Raw genomic sequence first — 14,420 nt, 5'->3', positions numbered from 1 at the left:
CATGAGCGCGCGAGCGGATCGGCTGTTCGACCTGCTGCCGGTGGTCTACCGCATGCGCGATGCGGAGCAGGGCTATGCGCTGCGCGATTTCCTGCGCGTGCTGTCGAGCCAAGTCGAGGTGATCGAGCAGGACATCGCGCGGCTGTACGGCAACGCCTTCATCGAGACCTGCGACGACTGGGTGGTGCCGTATATCGGCGACCTGCTCGGCTACACGCTGCTGCCGGAAGCGGCCACGCTGGGCGCGGACGGCGGTCGCGATGGCGGCCTCGGCCGCGTGCTGGCACCGCGCGCCGACGTGGCCAACGCGATCGACGCGCGCCGGCGCAAGGGCACGCTGTCGCTGCTGGAGGACCTGTCCCGCGACGCGGCGGGCTGGCCGGCGCGCGCGGTGGAGTTCTACCGCCGGCTCGGCTGGATGCAGCATCTCGACCACCTGCATCCGCGGCGCGGCGGCACGGCCGACCTGCGCGATCCCGGGCGGCTGCAGCGGCTCGGCTGGGCCAACGGCGCGTTCGATCCGTTCGCGCACAGCGTCGACCTGCGGCGCCTGGGCAGCGCGCATCGGCGCGGCCGCCACAACATCCCCGCGGTGGGCGTGTTCGCCTGCCGCCTGCGCAGCTACCCGGTGAGCTGCACCCCGGCGTACTGCATCGAGGAGCGCGGCCCGCACTGCTTCAGCTTCAGCGTGCTCGGCAACGACACGCCACTGTTCCAGCGCCCGGTCGCGGAAACCGAACCCACCCACATCGCCGACGAGCGCAACCTGCCGCTGCCGCAGCGCCGCTGGCGTTTCGCCGAGCGCGGCGTGCTGGCCGACTACGCCAGCGTGGCGGCCGAACTCTACGGCGACGGCCGCAGCGTGCAGCTGTGGGCGCCGGACTGGCCGGCGAAAGGGCAGGGCGTGCCGGTGCCGCGCGAGGCGCTGATCCCGGCGGATCTGTCCGGCTGGGGTGGCCAGGTGAAGCGGGGGCGCGTGGCAGTCGATCCCGAGCGCGGCCGCCTGCTGTTTCCGGCCAACCAGCGGCCGAAGCGCGGCGTGTGGGTGAGCTACCAGTACGGTTTTGCCGCCGATCTCGGCGGCGGCGAGTACGCACGGGTCACGCCGGAACTGGAAGGCGCCACGCGCTACGTGGTGCATGCGACGCGGCCGGATCGTGCGGCAAACGCCAGCTGGCCGGCCGGCCACTTCGGCAGCGTCGCCGAGGCGCTGGCGGCGTGGGCCGCCGCCAAGGCGGCCACGCCGGCGTTGCACGCGCTGATCATCGAGCTGGCCGAGAGCGGCGTGTACGAAGGCAGCCTCGATCTGCAGCTCGATGCCGGCGAGGCGATCCAGCTGCGCGCCGCCGAACGCACGCGACCGGTGCTGCGCCTGCTCGACGTGCGCGCCAGCCAGCCGGACGCGCTCAGCGTCAGTGGCCATGCCGGCAGCCGCGTCTTGCTCGACGGCCTGCTGATCGTGGGCCGCGGCGTCGAGGTGCATGGACCGGCGGAAGAAGATGACGCGCCGACCGGCGACCTGTGCGAACTGGTGATCCGGCACTGCACCCTGGTGCCGGGCTGGGCGCTGCAGTGCGATTGCGATCCGAAGCGCCCGGGTGAACCCAGCGTCACGTTCGATCGCACGCGCGCTGCGCTGCGCGTCCGCCACAGCATCCTCGGCGCGATCATGGTGATCAGCCCCGAGCAGCGCGGCGAGCCGCCGCCGCTGGAACTGTGCGACAGCATCCTCGACGCCACCGGCATGGAGCGCGTGGCGCTGGGCGCGCCGGACGAGGCAGTGGCGTATGTCGAGGCCAGCTTCCGCCGCTGCACGGTGATCGGCACGGTGCAGGCGCACGGCATCGTGCTGGCCGAGGACTCGATCTTCGCCAGCCCGCTGCGCGTGCTGCGCCGGCAGCAGGGCTGCGTGCGTTTCTGCTACGTGGCGGACGGTTCGCGCACGCCGCGACGCTTCCACTGCCAGCCCGACCTGGCGCTGGCCGCGGTGGCGCCGGAGCAGCGCGCGCACGAACGGCTGCGCGTGGTGCCGCAGTTCCGCAGCCGGCGTTACGGCACGCCGCACTACCTGCGCCTGGCCGATGGCTGCTGCGCGGAGATCCGCCGCGGTGCGTCCGACCGTTCTGCGATGGGCGTCTGGCACGACCTGTACGAGCCGCAACGCGAGGCGAACCTCGCGGCGCGGCTGACCGAATACGTTCCGGCGGGCACGGACGCCGGCATCCTCTTTGCGACTTAGGAGATCGACCATGAAAGGCGACTTCGCACGCGTCAGCTTCGATCCGACCCGGCATTACAGCCAGGTGTTCCAGCAGCAGGGCCGCGTGTTGCTGGAGGCGGACTGGAACGAACAGGCGCAGATCCAGCTGCAGCTGCTGCGCAGCCTGGTGCGCGACCTGGTCGGCCCGTGCTGGGCCGCGGGCAGCGGCTTCGCCATCACCGCCAGCGTCACCAACGCGGACGGCAGCAGCAAGCCGCTGCCGCTGGCCGACTGGCAACTGGCGCCGGGGCACTTCTACGTCGACGGCATCCTGTGCGTGAACGAGGCTGCCTGCACGCTGGCGCAACAGCCGTACGCGCCCACGCCTGACTACGGCGTGGCCGACGGCAAGAGCGGCTTCGAGAACCCGCCGCAGGGCTACGCGTTGTGGCTGGACGTGTGGGAGCGGCACCTGTGCGCGGTGGAAGCGCCGGGCATCGCTGATGCGGCGCTGGACGGCGTCGACACCGCCTCGCGTGCGCAAGTGGTGTGGCAGCTGCGCATGCTCGACCAACCGCGGGCGCAGCAACAGCTCGACGACGTCACCACGGCGTTGAAGACGCGTCAGCAAGCCGCGGACAATCCGACCAGTGCCGCCGCGATCAAGCAGCAGTTGGCCGAGGTGGCCTCGCTGCGCAAGAGCCTCGACGGCGGCGACCAGGCCAACGCCTCGCCCTGCGCGCTGGTGCGCCAGTTGCTCGATGCGCGCGCGACCTATGCGTCGCCGCGGCTGCGCGCCGAGCTGGGCCCCCACGAGACCGATGACGATCCTTGCGTGATCGCCGCCGACGCGCGCTACCGCGGCATGGAGAACCAGCTGTACCGGGTCGAAATCCACCAGGGTGGGCCGGCCGGCACGGCCAGCTTCAAGTGGTCGCGCGAGAACGGCTCGGTGGTGTTCCCGGTCACCCGCAGCGATCTCGGCGCCACGGCGGACGACGGCAGTGCGCCACTGACGGTGACGCTGGCCCGGCTCGGCCGCGATGCCCGGCTCGGGCTGGCGGCGAACGACTGGGTGGAGCTGGTCGACGACCGCTATACGCTGGGGCAGCGCGCGTATCCGCTGCTGCAGGTGCTCGCGATCGACCCGGCGAATGGCAGCGTCACCCTGAACGTGCCGAAGAACATCGTGCCATGGCCGTTGGACAGCGATCCGCGCCAGCATCCGTTGCTGCGCCGTTGGGACCAGCGCGATGCGGTGAATGCGCAAGGCGTGCTGGCCGTGGCCGAGGGCACGCCGATGGCACTGGAAGACGGCGTCCAGATCACCTTCGAGCCGGGTGGCGTGTACGCCACCGGCGAGTACTGGTTGATTCCCGCGCGCGTGGCCGGCAACGGCCAGCTCGACTGGCCGTTGGCGAACGGCGCACCCGCCACCCTGCCGCCGCGCGGAGGGCATCACTACGCGGTGCTCGGTGTCACCGGTGACAACGGCAGCTATGCCGAATGCTGCTGCCGGTTCGACTCGCTGTGCCAGTTGCTGCAGGCCAGGCTTGGCCTGCAGACCGGGGCCGGGGCGGTGCTGGTGCCAGGCGCCGCCGTGGCGGCGCCGAGTGCGGTGAAGAAGGCGCGGGCCAGACCGGTGAAGAAGGCCGCGAAGGTGAACGGGTAGGCACGGCGCAGCACGCGGGCATAGGAGCAAACGCCGGGGTGACGTAGCATTCACCCGGAAACTCCCCGAGATGTTCCGAATATGGCCGAAAACCACCACCGCGCCCCGCCCTGGCAGCTTTCGGTGGCGCCGATGATGGACTGGACCGACCGGCACTGCCGCTACTTCCACCGGCTGCTGTCGCCGCGCGCGCGGCTGTATACCGAGATGGTGACCAGCGCGGCGCTGGTGCGCGGCAAACAGCTGCGCCTGCTCGAGCACAGCCAGCAGGAGCATCCGCTGGCGCTGCAGTTGGGTGGCAGCGAGCCGTACGAACTGGCGCAGGCGGCGCGCCTGGGTGCGGAGGCGGGTTACGACGAGATCAACCTCAATGTGGGCTGCCCGTCCGACCGCGTGCAGTCGGGTCGCTTCGGTGCCTGCCTGATGTACGAGCCGGCGCTGGTCGCCGACTGCGTGAAGGCGATGCGCGACGCGGTAAGCGTGCCGGTGACGGTGAAGTGCCGCATCGGCGTGGACGACCAGGACGACTACGCCGGCCTGCAGCAGTTCACCGAACTGATGCTGGAGGCTGGCGTCGAGGTGCTGGTGGTGCACGCGCGCAAGGCCTGGCTGAAAGGCCTCAGCCCGAAGGAGAACCGCGAGGTCCCGCCGCTGGACTATGCGCGCGTGTACCGGCTCAAGCGCGAGTTTCCGCCGCTGGTAGTGGTGATCAACGGCGGTATCAGCACGGTGGACCAGGTGCGTTCGCACCTGGCACAGCTGGACGGCGTGATGCTGGGCCGCGCCGCCTACCACGACCCGTACCTGCTGGCGCAGCTCGAACACGCGCTGCACGACGAGCCGCTGCCCCGCCGCGAAGATGTGCTGCAGCGCCTGCGTCCCTACGTGGAGGCCGAGTTGGCGCGCGGCACCGCGCTGAAACACATCAGTCGGCACCTGCTCGGCCTGTACCAGGGTGAGCCGGGAGCGCGCGCGTTCCGCCGCACGCTCAGCGAAGGCGCACACCTGCCGGGCGCCGGCTGGGCGCTGCTGGAGCAGGCGATGGCGCCCTGCGCGGCGGCGGCGTGACAGCCGCCGCCCGTCCGGTCAGTATTCAGGCCCGACTGCCTAGGCTGGGCGCCTGGGCAAGGGCCGGTTGGAAACTTCACGCATGACGACGCACAAAAACTTCATCCCGGCTCTGCTCATATCGCTGTTCGTCGGCGTGTTCGGGTCGGCCCTGGCGCAGTCGGCCGAGGCGACGGTGACGCTGGACCAGGCGGTACTCCAGGTGCAGCAGGAGACCGGCGGCAAGGTATTGTCGGCCGAGCAGCGGGGGGTCGGGCGCCGGCAGGAATACCGCATCAAGGTGCTCACCCTGGACGGTCACGTCAAGGTGATGGTGGTCTCTTCAGAATCGGGCAAGAATCCGTCATCTGCCCAATCAACCAAGAACTCGCCCGCCAAGAATGCGGGCCGCAAGGAGAAACGCTGATATGCGCATCCTGCTGGTGGAGGACGAGGCGCCGTTGCGCGAGACGCTGGCGGCACGCCTGAAACGCGATGGCTTCGCCGTCGATGCGGCGCAGGACGGCGAGGAGGGCATCTACCTCGGCCGCGAGGTGCCGTTCGACCTGGCGATCATCGATCTGGGCCTGCCCAAGATGTCCGGCATGGAACTGGTCAAGGCGCTACGCGAGCACGGCCAGCGCTACCCGATCCTGATCCTCACTGCGCGGGGCAGCTGGCAGGACAAGGTCGAGGGGCTGAAGTACGGCGCCGACGACTATCTGGTCAAGCCGTTCCACGTCGAGGAACTGCTGGCGCGCATCAATGCGCTGGTGCGTCGCGCCAGCGGCTGGTCCAAGCCGATCCTGGCCTGCGGCATGATCAAGCTGGACACCACCGCGCAGACGGTGATGGTGGAAGGCAAGCCGGTCGACCTGACCAGCTACGAGTACAAGGTGCTGGAATACCTGATGCTGCACGCCGGCGAGCTGGTGTCCAAGGCCGACCTCACCGAGCACATCTACCAGCAGGATTTCGACCGCGACTCCAACGTGCTGGAAGTGTTCATCGGCCGCCTGCGGCGCAAGCTCGACCCGGAAGGCACCCTCAAACCCATCGAGACGGTACGTGGACGCGGATACCGCTTTGCCATCCCGCGCACCGACGGCGACGACGAATGAGCGTGGGTCGCCGCGCCGCCCGCTGTCGCTGGCGGCACGCGCGGCGATCGCCACCACGCTCGTGCTGGCCGGCTTCCTCGGCCTGGTCGGGCTGACCCTGACCCAGACCAACAAGGCGCGCGCGCTGCGCACGCTGCACGATCGGCTCGAGAATTTCGCCATCGCGTACATCACCAGTACCGACGTCAACCGGTACGGCAGGCTGTTGCCGCCGGAAACCTCGCCGAACCCGAACTTCTCGCGACCGGGTTCCGGCCTGTATGCGGTGGCGCTGGGCGACCACGGCTATCACTGGGAATCGTCGTCGGCGATCGGTCGCGATTTCGCCTTCCTCAGGCCGCTGGAGCCGGGCCAGAGCCAGTTCGTGGGGCCGATCGACACCCACATGGGCCGGCTGTACTACTACAGCTACGGCGTGGCGCTGGACACCGTGGACAGGAAATCGGTGCGGCTCACCGTGCTGGTGGCGCAAACCGAGGACCAGCTCGAGGGCGAGAACGCGGTGTTCCGCCATACCTTGGTGGTGTGGCTGTCGATCCTCGGCGTGATGCTGATCGTGCTGCAGCTGCTGCTGCTGCGCTGGAGCCTCACTCCGCTGCGCAAGGTGGCCAGCGACATGAGCCGGGTCGAACGCGGCGACAGCGAGCAGTTGGACAGCCAGTACCCGCTGGAGCTGACCGGCCTGACCGAGCGCATCAACGCGTTCATCACCAACGAGCGCGAGCAGCGCACGCGCTACCGGCATACCCTGGCCGACCTGGCGCACAGCCTGAAGACGCCGCTGGCGGTGATCCGCTCGCAGCTGGAGTCGCCGACCACCGGCGACGAGGCGGCGCGGCGCGCCAGCGTGCTCGACCAGGTGCGGAGGATGAACGAGCTGGTCGCCTACCAGCTGTCGCGCGCCGCCACCTCCGGCCGGCAGACCTTCGCCAGCGCGGTGCCGATCGCCGGCCATGCCGAGGACCTGGTGCAGGGCCTGGAGAAGGTCTACGCGGCCAAAAATGTTCTCTGCGAATTCGACATCGAGGACGGTGCGGTGTTCTACGGCGAGCAGGGCGACCTGCTGGAGCTGATGGGCAACCTGCTGGAGAACGCGTTCAAGTGGGCCGGCCACCGCGTGCTGCTGGTGGTGAAGATGCAGCCGCAATCCGGCCGCAAGCGCCCCGGCCTGTGGCTGAGCGTGGAAGACGACGGCCCGGGCATTGCCGAGGACCAGATCGAGAAGGTATTGCAGCGGGGCGTGCGCGGCGACGAGCGGGTGCAGGGCCATGGCATCGGCCTGTCGATCGTGCAGGACATCGTGCATGCCTATCAGGGCGAACTGGTGGTCGACCGTTCGCCGGAATTAGGCGGCGCGCGCTTCAGCGTGAGGCTGGCAGCAAGCTGAGCCGGCTCCGCGGGGCGCTCAGCGCGCGCGGCAGAAACCCACCGGTTCGCGGCCTTCGGCGGGCGAGCGGCCGTAGTAGGCTTCCAGCAATTCGGCGACCGCCGGCTCGGCCTCGCGCAGCAGCACCGGTTGCGAGTAGTGCAATTCGCTGACCACGGCAAAGTACTCGGCGGCGCTTTCGGTGGCGTAGTGGTCGATCGGGCTGTTGCAGCGGTCTGGCGGCGTGGCGACCAGGCGGTCGTAGGCCTGCTGGAATTGCTGGATCCAGCGCCGCCGCGGAATGTCCACCAGCGGCGGCACGCCATCGGGCGGCCCGTCGAGCATGTCCAGCTTGTGCGCCATCTCGTGCACGACCACGTTGTAGCCGTCCCACGGCTGCTCCAGGTCCAGCTGCACATCGGCCAGCGACAGCACCAGCGGGCCGCGTTCCCACGCCTCGCCGATGCGGACCTCGTCGCCTTCGGTGACCACGCCGGTGCGGTCGTCGTGGTGGCTGCGGCGCACCTTGAATTCGCCCGGGTAGATCAGCACCTCATGCCAGCCGCGCAGGCTGGCGCCCCCTTGCTGCAACGCCGGCAGGCAGGCCTGCATGGCGATCAGCAGGCGCCAGTAGTCGTCCAGCACGGCGCCGGCCAGGGCATGGAAGCGCTTGCGCGCGAGGAACAGGGCGGACAGCCGGCGCAGTTGGAGTTGCCGTTCGGGGTCGAGCCGGCGTGCCAGCGGGCAGCCGGCCAGCGCGCGTCGCCACAGTGGGTCGGCAATCGGCGCCGGTTCAAAACGCGCCCGCAGCGATTGCCACCATGGCCCCGGCATGACGCCGGGCGTTACTGGATCGAGCCAGGCAGCAGCGATTGCCAGCCCAGATGCGGCCGGCGGGCCGGCGCCGGCCCGGAGGAAGCACCGCCGGAGCGGGTGCTGCCGTTGCCGGCATTGCCACCGGTATTGTCGTTGCTGCTGGCCGGCGGGCAGTCGCGGCTCAGCCCCAACACGTCGCCACCGCTGCTGTTGCCGTCATGGGAACTGGCGTTGTCGAGCGTGGCGTGCGAGGAGCTGTCCAGGTCCTGGGTGGCGTCCAGACTCGTGGCCGCCGCGCCGCCGAGCCCGGCGATGCACAAGGCGCAACCGATAAGCCAATGGGTGGCACGCATGGCGATCGAACTCCCTGACCCTCAAGCGAGGGCCCTGATCGTCTCAGAAACACCGACGCCGTACCAGTGCTGCCGACCCGCCCGCGGGATGCCGCAGGGGCGGCCGGCCGGGCTAGAATCCGCCGATGCCTGAGCTGCCCCGCCATCCCTCCTTTTGCCGCCGCCGCGCCGCCGCAGCCCTTTCCGGGGCCTGCTGATGCAGCCGGCCGAATTGCTGGCCCTGCTCGCCGAAGGTGAATCACTGTCCGGTGCCGGCCTTGCCGCGCGGACCGGGGTGACCCGCGCGGCAATCTGGAAGCAGGTCGAGGCCCTGCGCGCCCGTGGCGTGCCGATCGAGGCGCGCGGCACCACGGGTTATCGCCTGCCCTGGCCGTTGCAGATGCTGGATGCGAAGCGGATCCGCGCCGCCCTGCCGACGCCGCTGGCGCGCTCGCTGGGGGCGCTGGAGGTGCACTGGGAACTCGATTCCACCTCCAGCGAACTGCAGCGTCGTGGCAACGCGGCGAAGGACTTCAGCATCGTGCTGGCCGAGACCCAGCGAGCCGGGCGCGGCCGGCGTGGACGCACGTGGCTGTCGCCGCCCGGGCTGAACCTGTACCTGTCCTGCCTCAAGCGTTTCGAGTCCGGGTGTGCCGCGCTGAGCGGATTGTCGCTGGCGGTCGGCGTGATGGTGCTGCGCGCGCTGGAGCAGCTGGGCATCGCCGGAGCCGGGCTGAAGTGGCCGAACGACGTGCTCGCCGTCGGCGGCGACCGGGCCGGCGGCAAACTGGGCGGCATCCTGGTCGAGCTGAGCGGCGAATACCAGGGGCCGTGCGCGGCGATCATCGGCATTGGTCTCAACCTGCGACTGACGCCGGCACTGCGCGAACAGGCCGGGCAGCCGGCCTGCGACCTGGCCACCCTGGCCGGCGGCACGCCGCCGGACCGCAACCGCGCCGCGGCGGCGCTGGTCCAGGTGCTGGTCGAGGGACTGCGGCAGTTCGAGCGCGAGGGCTTCGCCGCGTTCGTCGATGACTACGCGCGCCACGACCTGCTGCGCGACCAGCCGCTGCAGCTGAGTGGGGCACCGGGCGTGTTCGACGGCGTGGGCGCTGGCGTGGACGGGCGCGGCGCGCTGCAGGTGCGCATGGCCGATGGCAGCATGCGCCGGATCGACAGCGCGGACGTCACGGTGCGCCGCGCATGAGGCTGCTGCTCGACCTAGGCAACACGCGGCTGAAGTGGGCGCTGCAGGCGCAGCCGGAAGGCTGGCTGGCACGCGGTGCGGTGGACTGGCAGGATCATCCGGCGGCCGAGATGGCATCGGCCTGGGCCGGTTTGCCGCGGCCGGCGCGGGTGCTTGCGGCGTCGGTCGTCGATGCCGCGCGCGAAGCGCAGGTGGAAGCCGTGGCGCAGCGCCTGTTCGATTGCGCGCCGACCTGGCTGCGCACGCCGGCGCATGCCTGCGGTGTGCGCAACGCGTACGCCGAGCCGCAGCGGCTCGGCGTGGACCGGTTCCTGGCGATGGTGGCGGCGCATGCCGACGGCCACGCGCCGTGCGTGCTGGCCGGCGTCGGTACCGCGCTCACGCTGGATGCGCTGGCGGCCGATGGCCGGCACCTGGGCGGCCTGATCGCGCCAGGCCCGGCGCTGATGCAGCAGTCGCTGCTGGGTGCCACCGCGCAGGTGCGGCCGGAGCGGCCGGGTGTGGTCGTGGAGCTGGCCGACAACACCGCGGACGCGGTGGCTTCGGGTTGCTGGCACGCGGCGGCCGCGCTGGTCGAACGCTTCGCGACCCGGGCCACGGCGCGGCTGGGCGCGACGCCGCAGCTGATCCTCGGCGGCGGCGATGCCGCATCGCTGCTGCCGCTGCTGTCACTGCCGGCCCGGCTGAGTCCGGACAGCGTGCTGCGCGGCCTCGCCGTGTGGGCCGATGCGTCATGACGCCCGGGCCGTCCGTCTAGAATGGTGCCCGCTGCCGGTTGATGGGGGTTCGATGTTCCTGCGTCTGCTGTTCGTGTTGTTGACCGCGCTGAACATCGCGGTGGGCGCCTGGCTGCTGCTGGGGCAGCCGTATGCCCGCGGCGGCATGCCCAGCGACCCCGGCGTGGCGGAACTGCGCCTGCTGTCGGAACTGCCCGAGTCCGGCCCGGCAGCGACGGCGTCGGCAGCCGTGCCTCCGACGGTGACGCCACCGCGCAATCTCGTTTACAGCTGCCTGGCGCTGGGTCCGTTCGCCACCCCGCAGGACCTGCGCAATGCGCGCCAGGCGCTGTCCGCGCAGGCCACGCGAATGCGTTCGCGCCAGGAACAGGCCAGCCAGACCAGTGGCTGGTGGGTCTACCTGCCGGCCGCCGGCAGCCGCACGCAGGCGCTGGCGGTGGCGCGCCAGTTGGCGGCGCGCAACATCGACGACTACTTCGTGGTCAGCTCCGGCGACCAGCCCAACACGATCTCGCTGGGCCTGTTCAAGGACCCGGCGAATGCGCGCAAACGCCGCGACGAAGTCACTGCGGCCGGCTTTCCCGCCCGCATGAGCGAGCGCAGCGAGAGCGTGCCCGAATACTGGCTGGATCTGGTGGTCGCCGACGGCGGCAATTTCGACTGGCGCAGCCGTGTCCGCACCGCCGGCATCGACGCACACGACACCGGCTGCTTCTGAACACGCGCCGTGATGTGCCCTGCTAGAATCCATCGCCTTCGCCGGCATAGCTCAGTTGGTAGAGCAACTGATTTGTAATCAGTAGGTCGCGGGTTCGATTCCTGCTGCCGGCACCAGCTTCCAGCCATCCGCCTGGCCACTCGCCCGTCTTTTTCTCCGCGGTCGGTGGCACCGCGACGAGCGCCCGCCCCAGGCTGAACGCTTCAACCCGGTCTTAACGAAACCATCGCGATCTCTCTACTTCCGCCTGTTCACCGTCGCATGGCCGGGGGCATGCGCGAGGGCACATCATGGGTACGCTTTACGTGGTGCAGGGCTTTCACGAGGTGGACGGCGACGTCGTCGCGGACAAACCGATTCTTCACGGCATGGAGCAACTGGCGCGCACGCGCGGTGAAATGCTGGCCAGACAACGTGAGGGCGTGCTGGTTTACGCACAGGCGGCCGACATCGACCGCGGCGAGTACTCGGAACCGATCATCCTCGCCCGGTACGGCCGGGTACCGCATCCGGAACAACAGAGTCTTTGCCGGGCTGGCTGAGCGGAGCGGCGAAAGCACGGAGCCGGCCGAGGCCGGGGCTCTCTCCGGGCCGTTTGCGTACGCCAGCCCTAGGTGCGCGCCGACATACGCAGCGGGGCGCGCGATGCAGACTGGGCAAAGACCGGAGGCACAGCATCACCCGTCGGCAAGGGGGGCAGGGGTGGGGCTCCGGGCGATTCCTCTGTCCGGGAGTGCAGCGATGCGCATGGTTCTGTCGATCAAGGAAAGCCGCCATGGCTTGTGGCGCATCTGCAGCGGGGAGGCCGTGCTGTACGACAAGCTGCGCTTCACGCATGCGATCCGGCTGGCGCGCGGACTGGCGCGGGAAGAGCACGCCAATTCTGGCCGCACGGTCAGTGTCGAGATGGCCTGTGCGGAGTTCACCATCACCCTGGCGCACTATGCGGGGACCGCCAGCTCGCAGCGCGTCGCGGCCTGACGCCACCGGCCTGCCGCAATCCCGGGCGTGCTGTCGCGCCAGCGGCCGCGCACTCCGCTGCGAGGCATGATCGGCGTGCCATGTCGTGGCGTGCTTGCGGGGTCTCAATCGTGTGCACTACGCCGGCCGTCGACGGGCGGTTTGCCAACGGCCCCATGGCCGGCGTTGGGCATGCACGCCACATGAAAGCTTGCTACGATCCACTCGACGGCTGCGCAGGGGCAGCTCGGGGTGATCGACATGCAAACGCTTCTTGCGCATTCCGCCTTCTGGCGTGGAGTGTCGCTGTTTGCAGGGATGCTGCTGGGGAAAATCATTCGGGATGCCAAGCCCGCCGCCTCACCGCCCCGGAATGCCGGGGATCTGGTGTCGTGGAATCCGGGCGCGCGATCGCGCCGCGAGGACGAGTTGGCACGAAGTCGCCATACGGGATGCCGCTGACCGACGAGCGCGCCGGTTCGGGCAGCCAGCGTGGATGCAACGGATGCGATCGCCGCGGTCGTGCATCGGCCCGGCGGCGGCGCGTTTCCAGATCGAGCCGGAGGATGCCCATGCACGTTTCGTCCATCTTGCGCCGCTTCGGCCTGGGCGCGTTCACCTTATGGACCACCATGGCGCTGGCGCAGTCGGGTTCCGCCAACATGATGACGATGACGGTCACCATGAAGATGCAGGTATCGGGCGCGGGCGACTTGCCGGCGCGCACGACCACGCAGGAGGTGTGCGCCTCCACGGACCATGACATGCGCGCCATGCTGCAGCATCAGCAGAAGTGCGTGGTCAGCGACTACCGGCAGCTCGGCAGCGTCATCAGCTACCACCTGGTTTGCGGCGGAAATCCGCCGACGATGACCGGCGATGCGCGCTTCGAGCTGCTGCCCAACGACGACATCCGGGGCAGCGTCCACGCGAACAGCAACATGGGCGGCCAAAGCGTGGTGATGGACATGACCTACGCCGGCCGGCGCACCGGCAGCTGCGATTACGGCGCGAGCCGGCAGCGGCGTTGAGTGGAACGCCATGGGGGCGACCATCGACAGGCATCTTGCCGGTGCGGCCGTGCCGGTCCGGGCGTCGGCGGGCCTGTTCCGGTAGACTTTCGGCTCGTTCGCGACGGTTCGTGTCGCGAGTACCCTTCTCACTGGGACGGCGGTGACTCGTTCGGGATGGTGGCGGAACGCCCCTTCGCCGGCTGTCGTTCCGACGTCGGCGGCGTGCGACGGCCCAGGCCGCGCGGCCGCCGCGATGCATGGCAGGTAGACACGGATCATGGGCAATCAGACCGTTTCATTGATCGGCGTGCCGACCGACATCGGCGCCGGCCATCGGGGTGCCGCGATGGGGCCGGAAGCGCTGCGGGTAGCCAACCTGGCGGCGAAGCTGGAGCGCCGCGGACTGAAGGTGATCGACCGCGGCAACCTGCAGGGGCCGCTCAATCCGTGGCTGCCACCTGAGCACGGCTACCGGCATCTGGATGAGGTGGTGGCCTGGAATACGGCCGTCCATACGGCTGTTCACCAGGAGCTTCAGGCTGGCCGCCTGCCGATCATGCTCGGCGGCGACCACTGCCTGGCGATCGGCTCGATCTCGGCGGTGGCGCGTCATTGCCACGACGAAGGCAAGCAGTTGCGCGTGCTGTGGCTGGATGCGCACACCGACTTCAACACGGCGCAGGCCACGCCCACCGGCAACATCCATGGCATGCCGGTGGCCTGCCTGTGCGGCATCGGCCCGGCCGGGCTGATCGACTTGGGCGGCAGCGTGCCGGCGACCACGCCGGACGTGTTCCGCTACGTCGGCATCCGTTCGGTCGACGAGGGCGAAAAGCGGCTGGTGCGCGAGGCGCACATGCAGGTGCACGACATGCGCCACATCGACGAGATCGGCATGAAGCGCGTGATGGAAGAGGCGCTGGCCGGAATCGACGAGAACACCCACCTGCACGTGAGCTTCGACGTCGACTTCCTCGACCCCAGCATCGCGCCGGGCGTGGGCACCACCGTGCGCGGCGGGCCGGATTACCGCGAGGCGCAACTGTGCATGGAAATGCTCGCCGATACCGGCCGGGTGAGGTCGCTGGACATCGTCGAACTGAACCCGGCCTTCGACAAGCGCAACCAGACCGCGAAGCTGGCGGTGGACCTGGTCGAATCGCTGTTCGGCAAATCCACGCTGATCCGCTGAAGTGGATCGAGGCCCTTCGACGCGACCCGGCGGGTCGCG

The 14,420-nt window shown here is 69.8% G+C and carries 16 protein-coding genes and 1 tRNA gene; 15 read left to right on the top strand and 2 right to left on the bottom strand.

Annotated features, from left to right (window positions below; genetic code table 11):
• Nucleotide 1 precedes the first annotated feature (1 nt).
• The 6 genes from RHOOR92_RS0107745 to RHOOR92_RS0107720 all read left to right on the top strand — a co-directional run bounded on the left by RHOOR92_RS0107745 (nucleotide 2) and on the right by RHOOR92_RS0107720 (nucleotide 7,427).
• Nucleotides 2–2,239: a hypothetical protein gene (locus tag RHOOR92_RS0107745; protein ID WP_027489981.1), complete on the top strand. Its 2,238-nt coding sequence runs from the start codon at nucleotides 2–4 to the stop codon at nucleotides 2,237–2,239.
• Between the two features lie 10 nt (nucleotides 2,240–2,249).
• Nucleotides 2,250–3,872, top strand: coding sequence for a DUF6519 domain-containing protein (locus RHOOR92_RS0107740; protein WP_027489980.1), 1,623 nt, complete (start codon nucleotides 2,250–2,252; stop codon nucleotides 3,870–3,872).
• 81 nt (nucleotides 3,873–3,953) lie between these two features.
• Nucleotides 3,954–4,940: a tRNA dihydrouridine(20/20a) synthase DusA gene (dusA, locus tag RHOOR92_RS0107735; protein WP_015446735.1), complete on the top strand. Its 987-nt coding sequence runs from the start codon at nucleotides 3,954–3,956 to the stop codon at nucleotides 4,938–4,940.
• Between the two features lie 82 nt (nucleotides 4,941–5,022).
• Nucleotides 5,023–5,346: a hypothetical protein gene (locus RHOOR92_RS0107730; RefSeq protein WP_027489979.1), complete on the top strand. Its 324-nt coding sequence runs from the start codon at nucleotides 5,023–5,025 to the stop codon at nucleotides 5,344–5,346.
• A 1-nt stretch (nucleotide 5,347) separates the two neighbouring features.
• Complete coding sequence (locus RHOOR92_RS0107725; protein WP_015446736.1) at nucleotides 5,348–6,040, top strand: response regulator transcription factor; 693 nt, start codon at nucleotides 5,348–5,350, stop codon at nucleotides 6,038–6,040.
• Nucleotides 6,006–7,427: an ATP-binding protein gene (locus tag RHOOR92_RS0107720; protein WP_007512608.1), complete on the top strand. Its 1,422-nt coding sequence runs from the start codon at nucleotides 6,006–6,008 to the stop codon at nucleotides 7,425–7,427. Before RHOOR92_RS0107725 ends, RHOOR92_RS0107720 begins: the two co-directional genes overlap by 35 nt.
• 18 nt (nucleotides 7,428–7,445) lie before the next feature.
• Here RHOOR92_RS0107720 and RHOOR92_RS18605 read toward each other — a convergent pair whose 3' ends face one another.
• Nucleotides 7,446–8,240 (bottom strand): M90 family metallopeptidase, encoded by a 795-nt coding sequence (locus tag RHOOR92_RS18605; RefSeq protein WP_007512607.1) that lies wholly within the window; start codon nucleotides 8,238–8,240, stop codon nucleotides 7,446–7,448.
• A gap of 11 nt (nucleotides 8,241–8,251) precedes the next feature.
• On the bottom strand, nucleotides 8,252–8,575 hold the full coding sequence (locus RHOOR92_RS0107710; protein WP_007512606.1) for a hypothetical protein: 324 nt from the start codon (nucleotides 8,573–8,575) through the stop codon (nucleotides 8,252–8,254).
• A 196-nt stretch (nucleotides 8,576–8,771) separates the two neighbouring features.
• Between RHOOR92_RS0107710 and RHOOR92_RS0107705 the strand changes: the two genes are divergently transcribed.
• The 9 genes from RHOOR92_RS0107705 to rocF all read left to right on the top strand — a co-directional run bounded on the left by RHOOR92_RS0107705 (nucleotide 8,772) and on the right by rocF (nucleotide 14,381).
• Complete coding sequence (locus RHOOR92_RS0107705) at nucleotides 8,772–9,761, top strand: biotin--[acetyl-CoA-carboxylase] ligase (RefSeq protein ID WP_015446740.1); 990 nt, start codon at nucleotides 8,772–8,774, stop codon at nucleotides 9,759–9,761.
• Nucleotides 9,758–10,498: a type III pantothenate kinase gene (locus tag RHOOR92_RS0107700; RefSeq protein WP_027489978.1), complete on the top strand. Its 741-nt coding sequence runs from the start codon at nucleotides 9,758–9,760 to the stop codon at nucleotides 10,496–10,498. The genes RHOOR92_RS0107705 and RHOOR92_RS0107700 overlap by 4 nt, the downstream gene beginning before the upstream one ends.
• Before the next feature lie 52 nt (nucleotides 10,499–10,550).
• On the top strand, nucleotides 10,551–11,216 hold the full coding sequence (locus tag RHOOR92_RS0107695) for an SPOR domain-containing protein (protein WP_007512602.1): 666 nt from the start codon (nucleotides 10,551–10,553) through the stop codon (nucleotides 11,214–11,216).
• A gap of 40 nt (nucleotides 11,217–11,256) precedes the next feature.
• A tRNA-Thr gene (locus RHOOR92_RS0107690) sits at nucleotides 11,257–11,332 on the top strand.
• A 174-nt stretch (nucleotides 11,333–11,506) separates the two neighbouring features.
• Nucleotides 11,507–11,758, top strand: a complete 252-nt coding sequence (locus RHOOR92_RS0107685) for a hypothetical protein (protein ID WP_007512600.1) — start codon at nucleotides 11,507–11,509, stop codon at nucleotides 11,756–11,758.
• A gap of 199 nt (nucleotides 11,759–11,957) precedes the next feature.
• On the top strand, nucleotides 11,958–12,197 hold the full coding sequence (locus tag RHOOR92_RS0107680) for a hypothetical protein (protein ID WP_027489977.1): 240 nt from the start codon (nucleotides 11,958–11,960) through the stop codon (nucleotides 12,195–12,197).
• A 240-nt stretch (nucleotides 12,198–12,437) separates the two neighbouring features.
• Entirely contained in the window at nucleotides 12,438–12,638 is a 201-nt protein-coding gene (locus RHOOR92_RS19845) for a hypothetical protein (RefSeq protein ID WP_157769693.1), read from the top strand.
• Nucleotides 12,629–13,207, top strand: coding sequence for a DUF3617 family protein (locus RHOOR92_RS0107675; RefSeq protein ID WP_231378346.1), 579 nt, complete (start codon nucleotides 12,629–12,631; stop codon nucleotides 13,205–13,207). The genes RHOOR92_RS19845 and RHOOR92_RS0107675 overlap by 10 nt, the downstream gene beginning before the upstream one ends.
• A gap of 259 nt (nucleotides 13,208–13,466) precedes the next feature.
• Entirely contained in the window at nucleotides 13,467–14,381 is a 915-nt protein-coding gene (gene rocF / locus RHOOR92_RS0107670) for an arginase (RefSeq protein WP_027485290.1), read from the top strand.
• Nucleotides 14,382–14,420: the final 39 nt, after the last annotated feature.

It is taken from the genome of Rhodanobacter sp. OR92 (genome assembly GCF_000427545.1).
Lineage (GTDB): Bacteria > Pseudomonadota > Gammaproteobacteria > Xanthomonadales > Rhodanobacteraceae > Rhodanobacter > Rhodanobacter denitrificans.
The sequence above is the reverse complement of the archived record's forward strand: the minus strand, read 5'-3'. Positions and strand labels throughout refer to the sequence as shown.

Excerpts from the sequence above, each read along its gene's own strand:
- RHOOR92_RS0107695 (WP_007512602.1), top strand. The coding sequence starts at position 10,551 with ATGTTCCTGCGTCTGCTGTTCGTGTTGTTGACCGCGCTGAACATCGCG.
- RHOOR92_RS0107705 (WP_015446740.1), top strand. The coding sequence starts at position 8,772 with ATGCAGCCGGCCGAATTGCTGGCCCTGCTCGCCGAAGGTGAATCACTG.
- RHOOR92_RS0107725 (WP_015446736.1), top strand. The coding sequence starts at position 5,348 with ATGCGCATCCTGCTGGTGGAGGACGAGGCGCCGTTGCGCGAGACGCTG.
- RHOOR92_RS0107675 (WP_231378346.1), top strand. The coding sequence starts at position 12,629 with ATGCCGCTGACCGACGAGCGCGCCGGTTCGGGCAGCCAGCGTGGATGC.
- RHOOR92_RS19845 (WP_157769693.1), top strand. The coding sequence starts at position 12,438 with ATGCAAACGCTTCTTGCGCATTCCGCCTTCTGGCGTGGAGTGTCGCTG.
- dusA (WP_015446735.1), top strand. The coding sequence starts at position 3,954 with ATGGCCGAAAACCACCACCGCGCCCCGCCCTGGCAGCTTTCGGTGGCG.
- rocF (WP_027485290.1), top strand. The coding sequence starts at position 13,467 with ATGGGCAATCAGACCGTTTCATTGATCGGCGTGCCGACCGACATCGGC.
- RHOOR92_RS0107740 (WP_027489980.1), top strand. The coding sequence starts at position 2,250 with ATGAAAGGCGACTTCGCACGCGTCAGCTTCGATCCGACCCGGCATTAC.
- RHOOR92_RS18605 (WP_007512607.1), bottom strand. The coding sequence starts at position 8,240 with ATGCCGGGGCCATGGTGGCAATCGCTGCGGGCGCGTTTTGAACCGGCG.
- RHOOR92_RS0107700 (WP_027489978.1), top strand. The coding sequence starts at position 9,758 with ATGAGGCTGCTGCTCGACCTAGGCAACACGCGGCTGAAGTGGGCGCTG.
- RHOOR92_RS0107745 (WP_027489981.1), top strand. The coding sequence starts at position 2 with ATGAGCGCGCGAGCGGATCGGCTGTTCGACCTGCTGCCGGTGGTCTAC.
- RHOOR92_RS0107710 (WP_007512606.1), bottom strand. The coding sequence starts at position 8,575 with ATGCGTGCCACCCATTGGCTTATCGGTTGCGCCTTGTGCATCGCCGGG.
- RHOOR92_RS0107730 (WP_027489979.1), top strand. The coding sequence starts at position 5,023 with ATGACGACGCACAAAAACTTCATCCCGGCTCTGCTCATATCGCTGTTC.
- RHOOR92_RS0107685 (WP_007512600.1), top strand. The coding sequence starts at position 11,507 with ATGGGTACGCTTTACGTGGTGCAGGGCTTTCACGAGGTGGACGGCGAC.
- RHOOR92_RS0107680 (WP_027489977.1), top strand. The coding sequence starts at position 11,958 with ATGCGCATGGTTCTGTCGATCAAGGAAAGCCGCCATGGCTTGTGGCGC.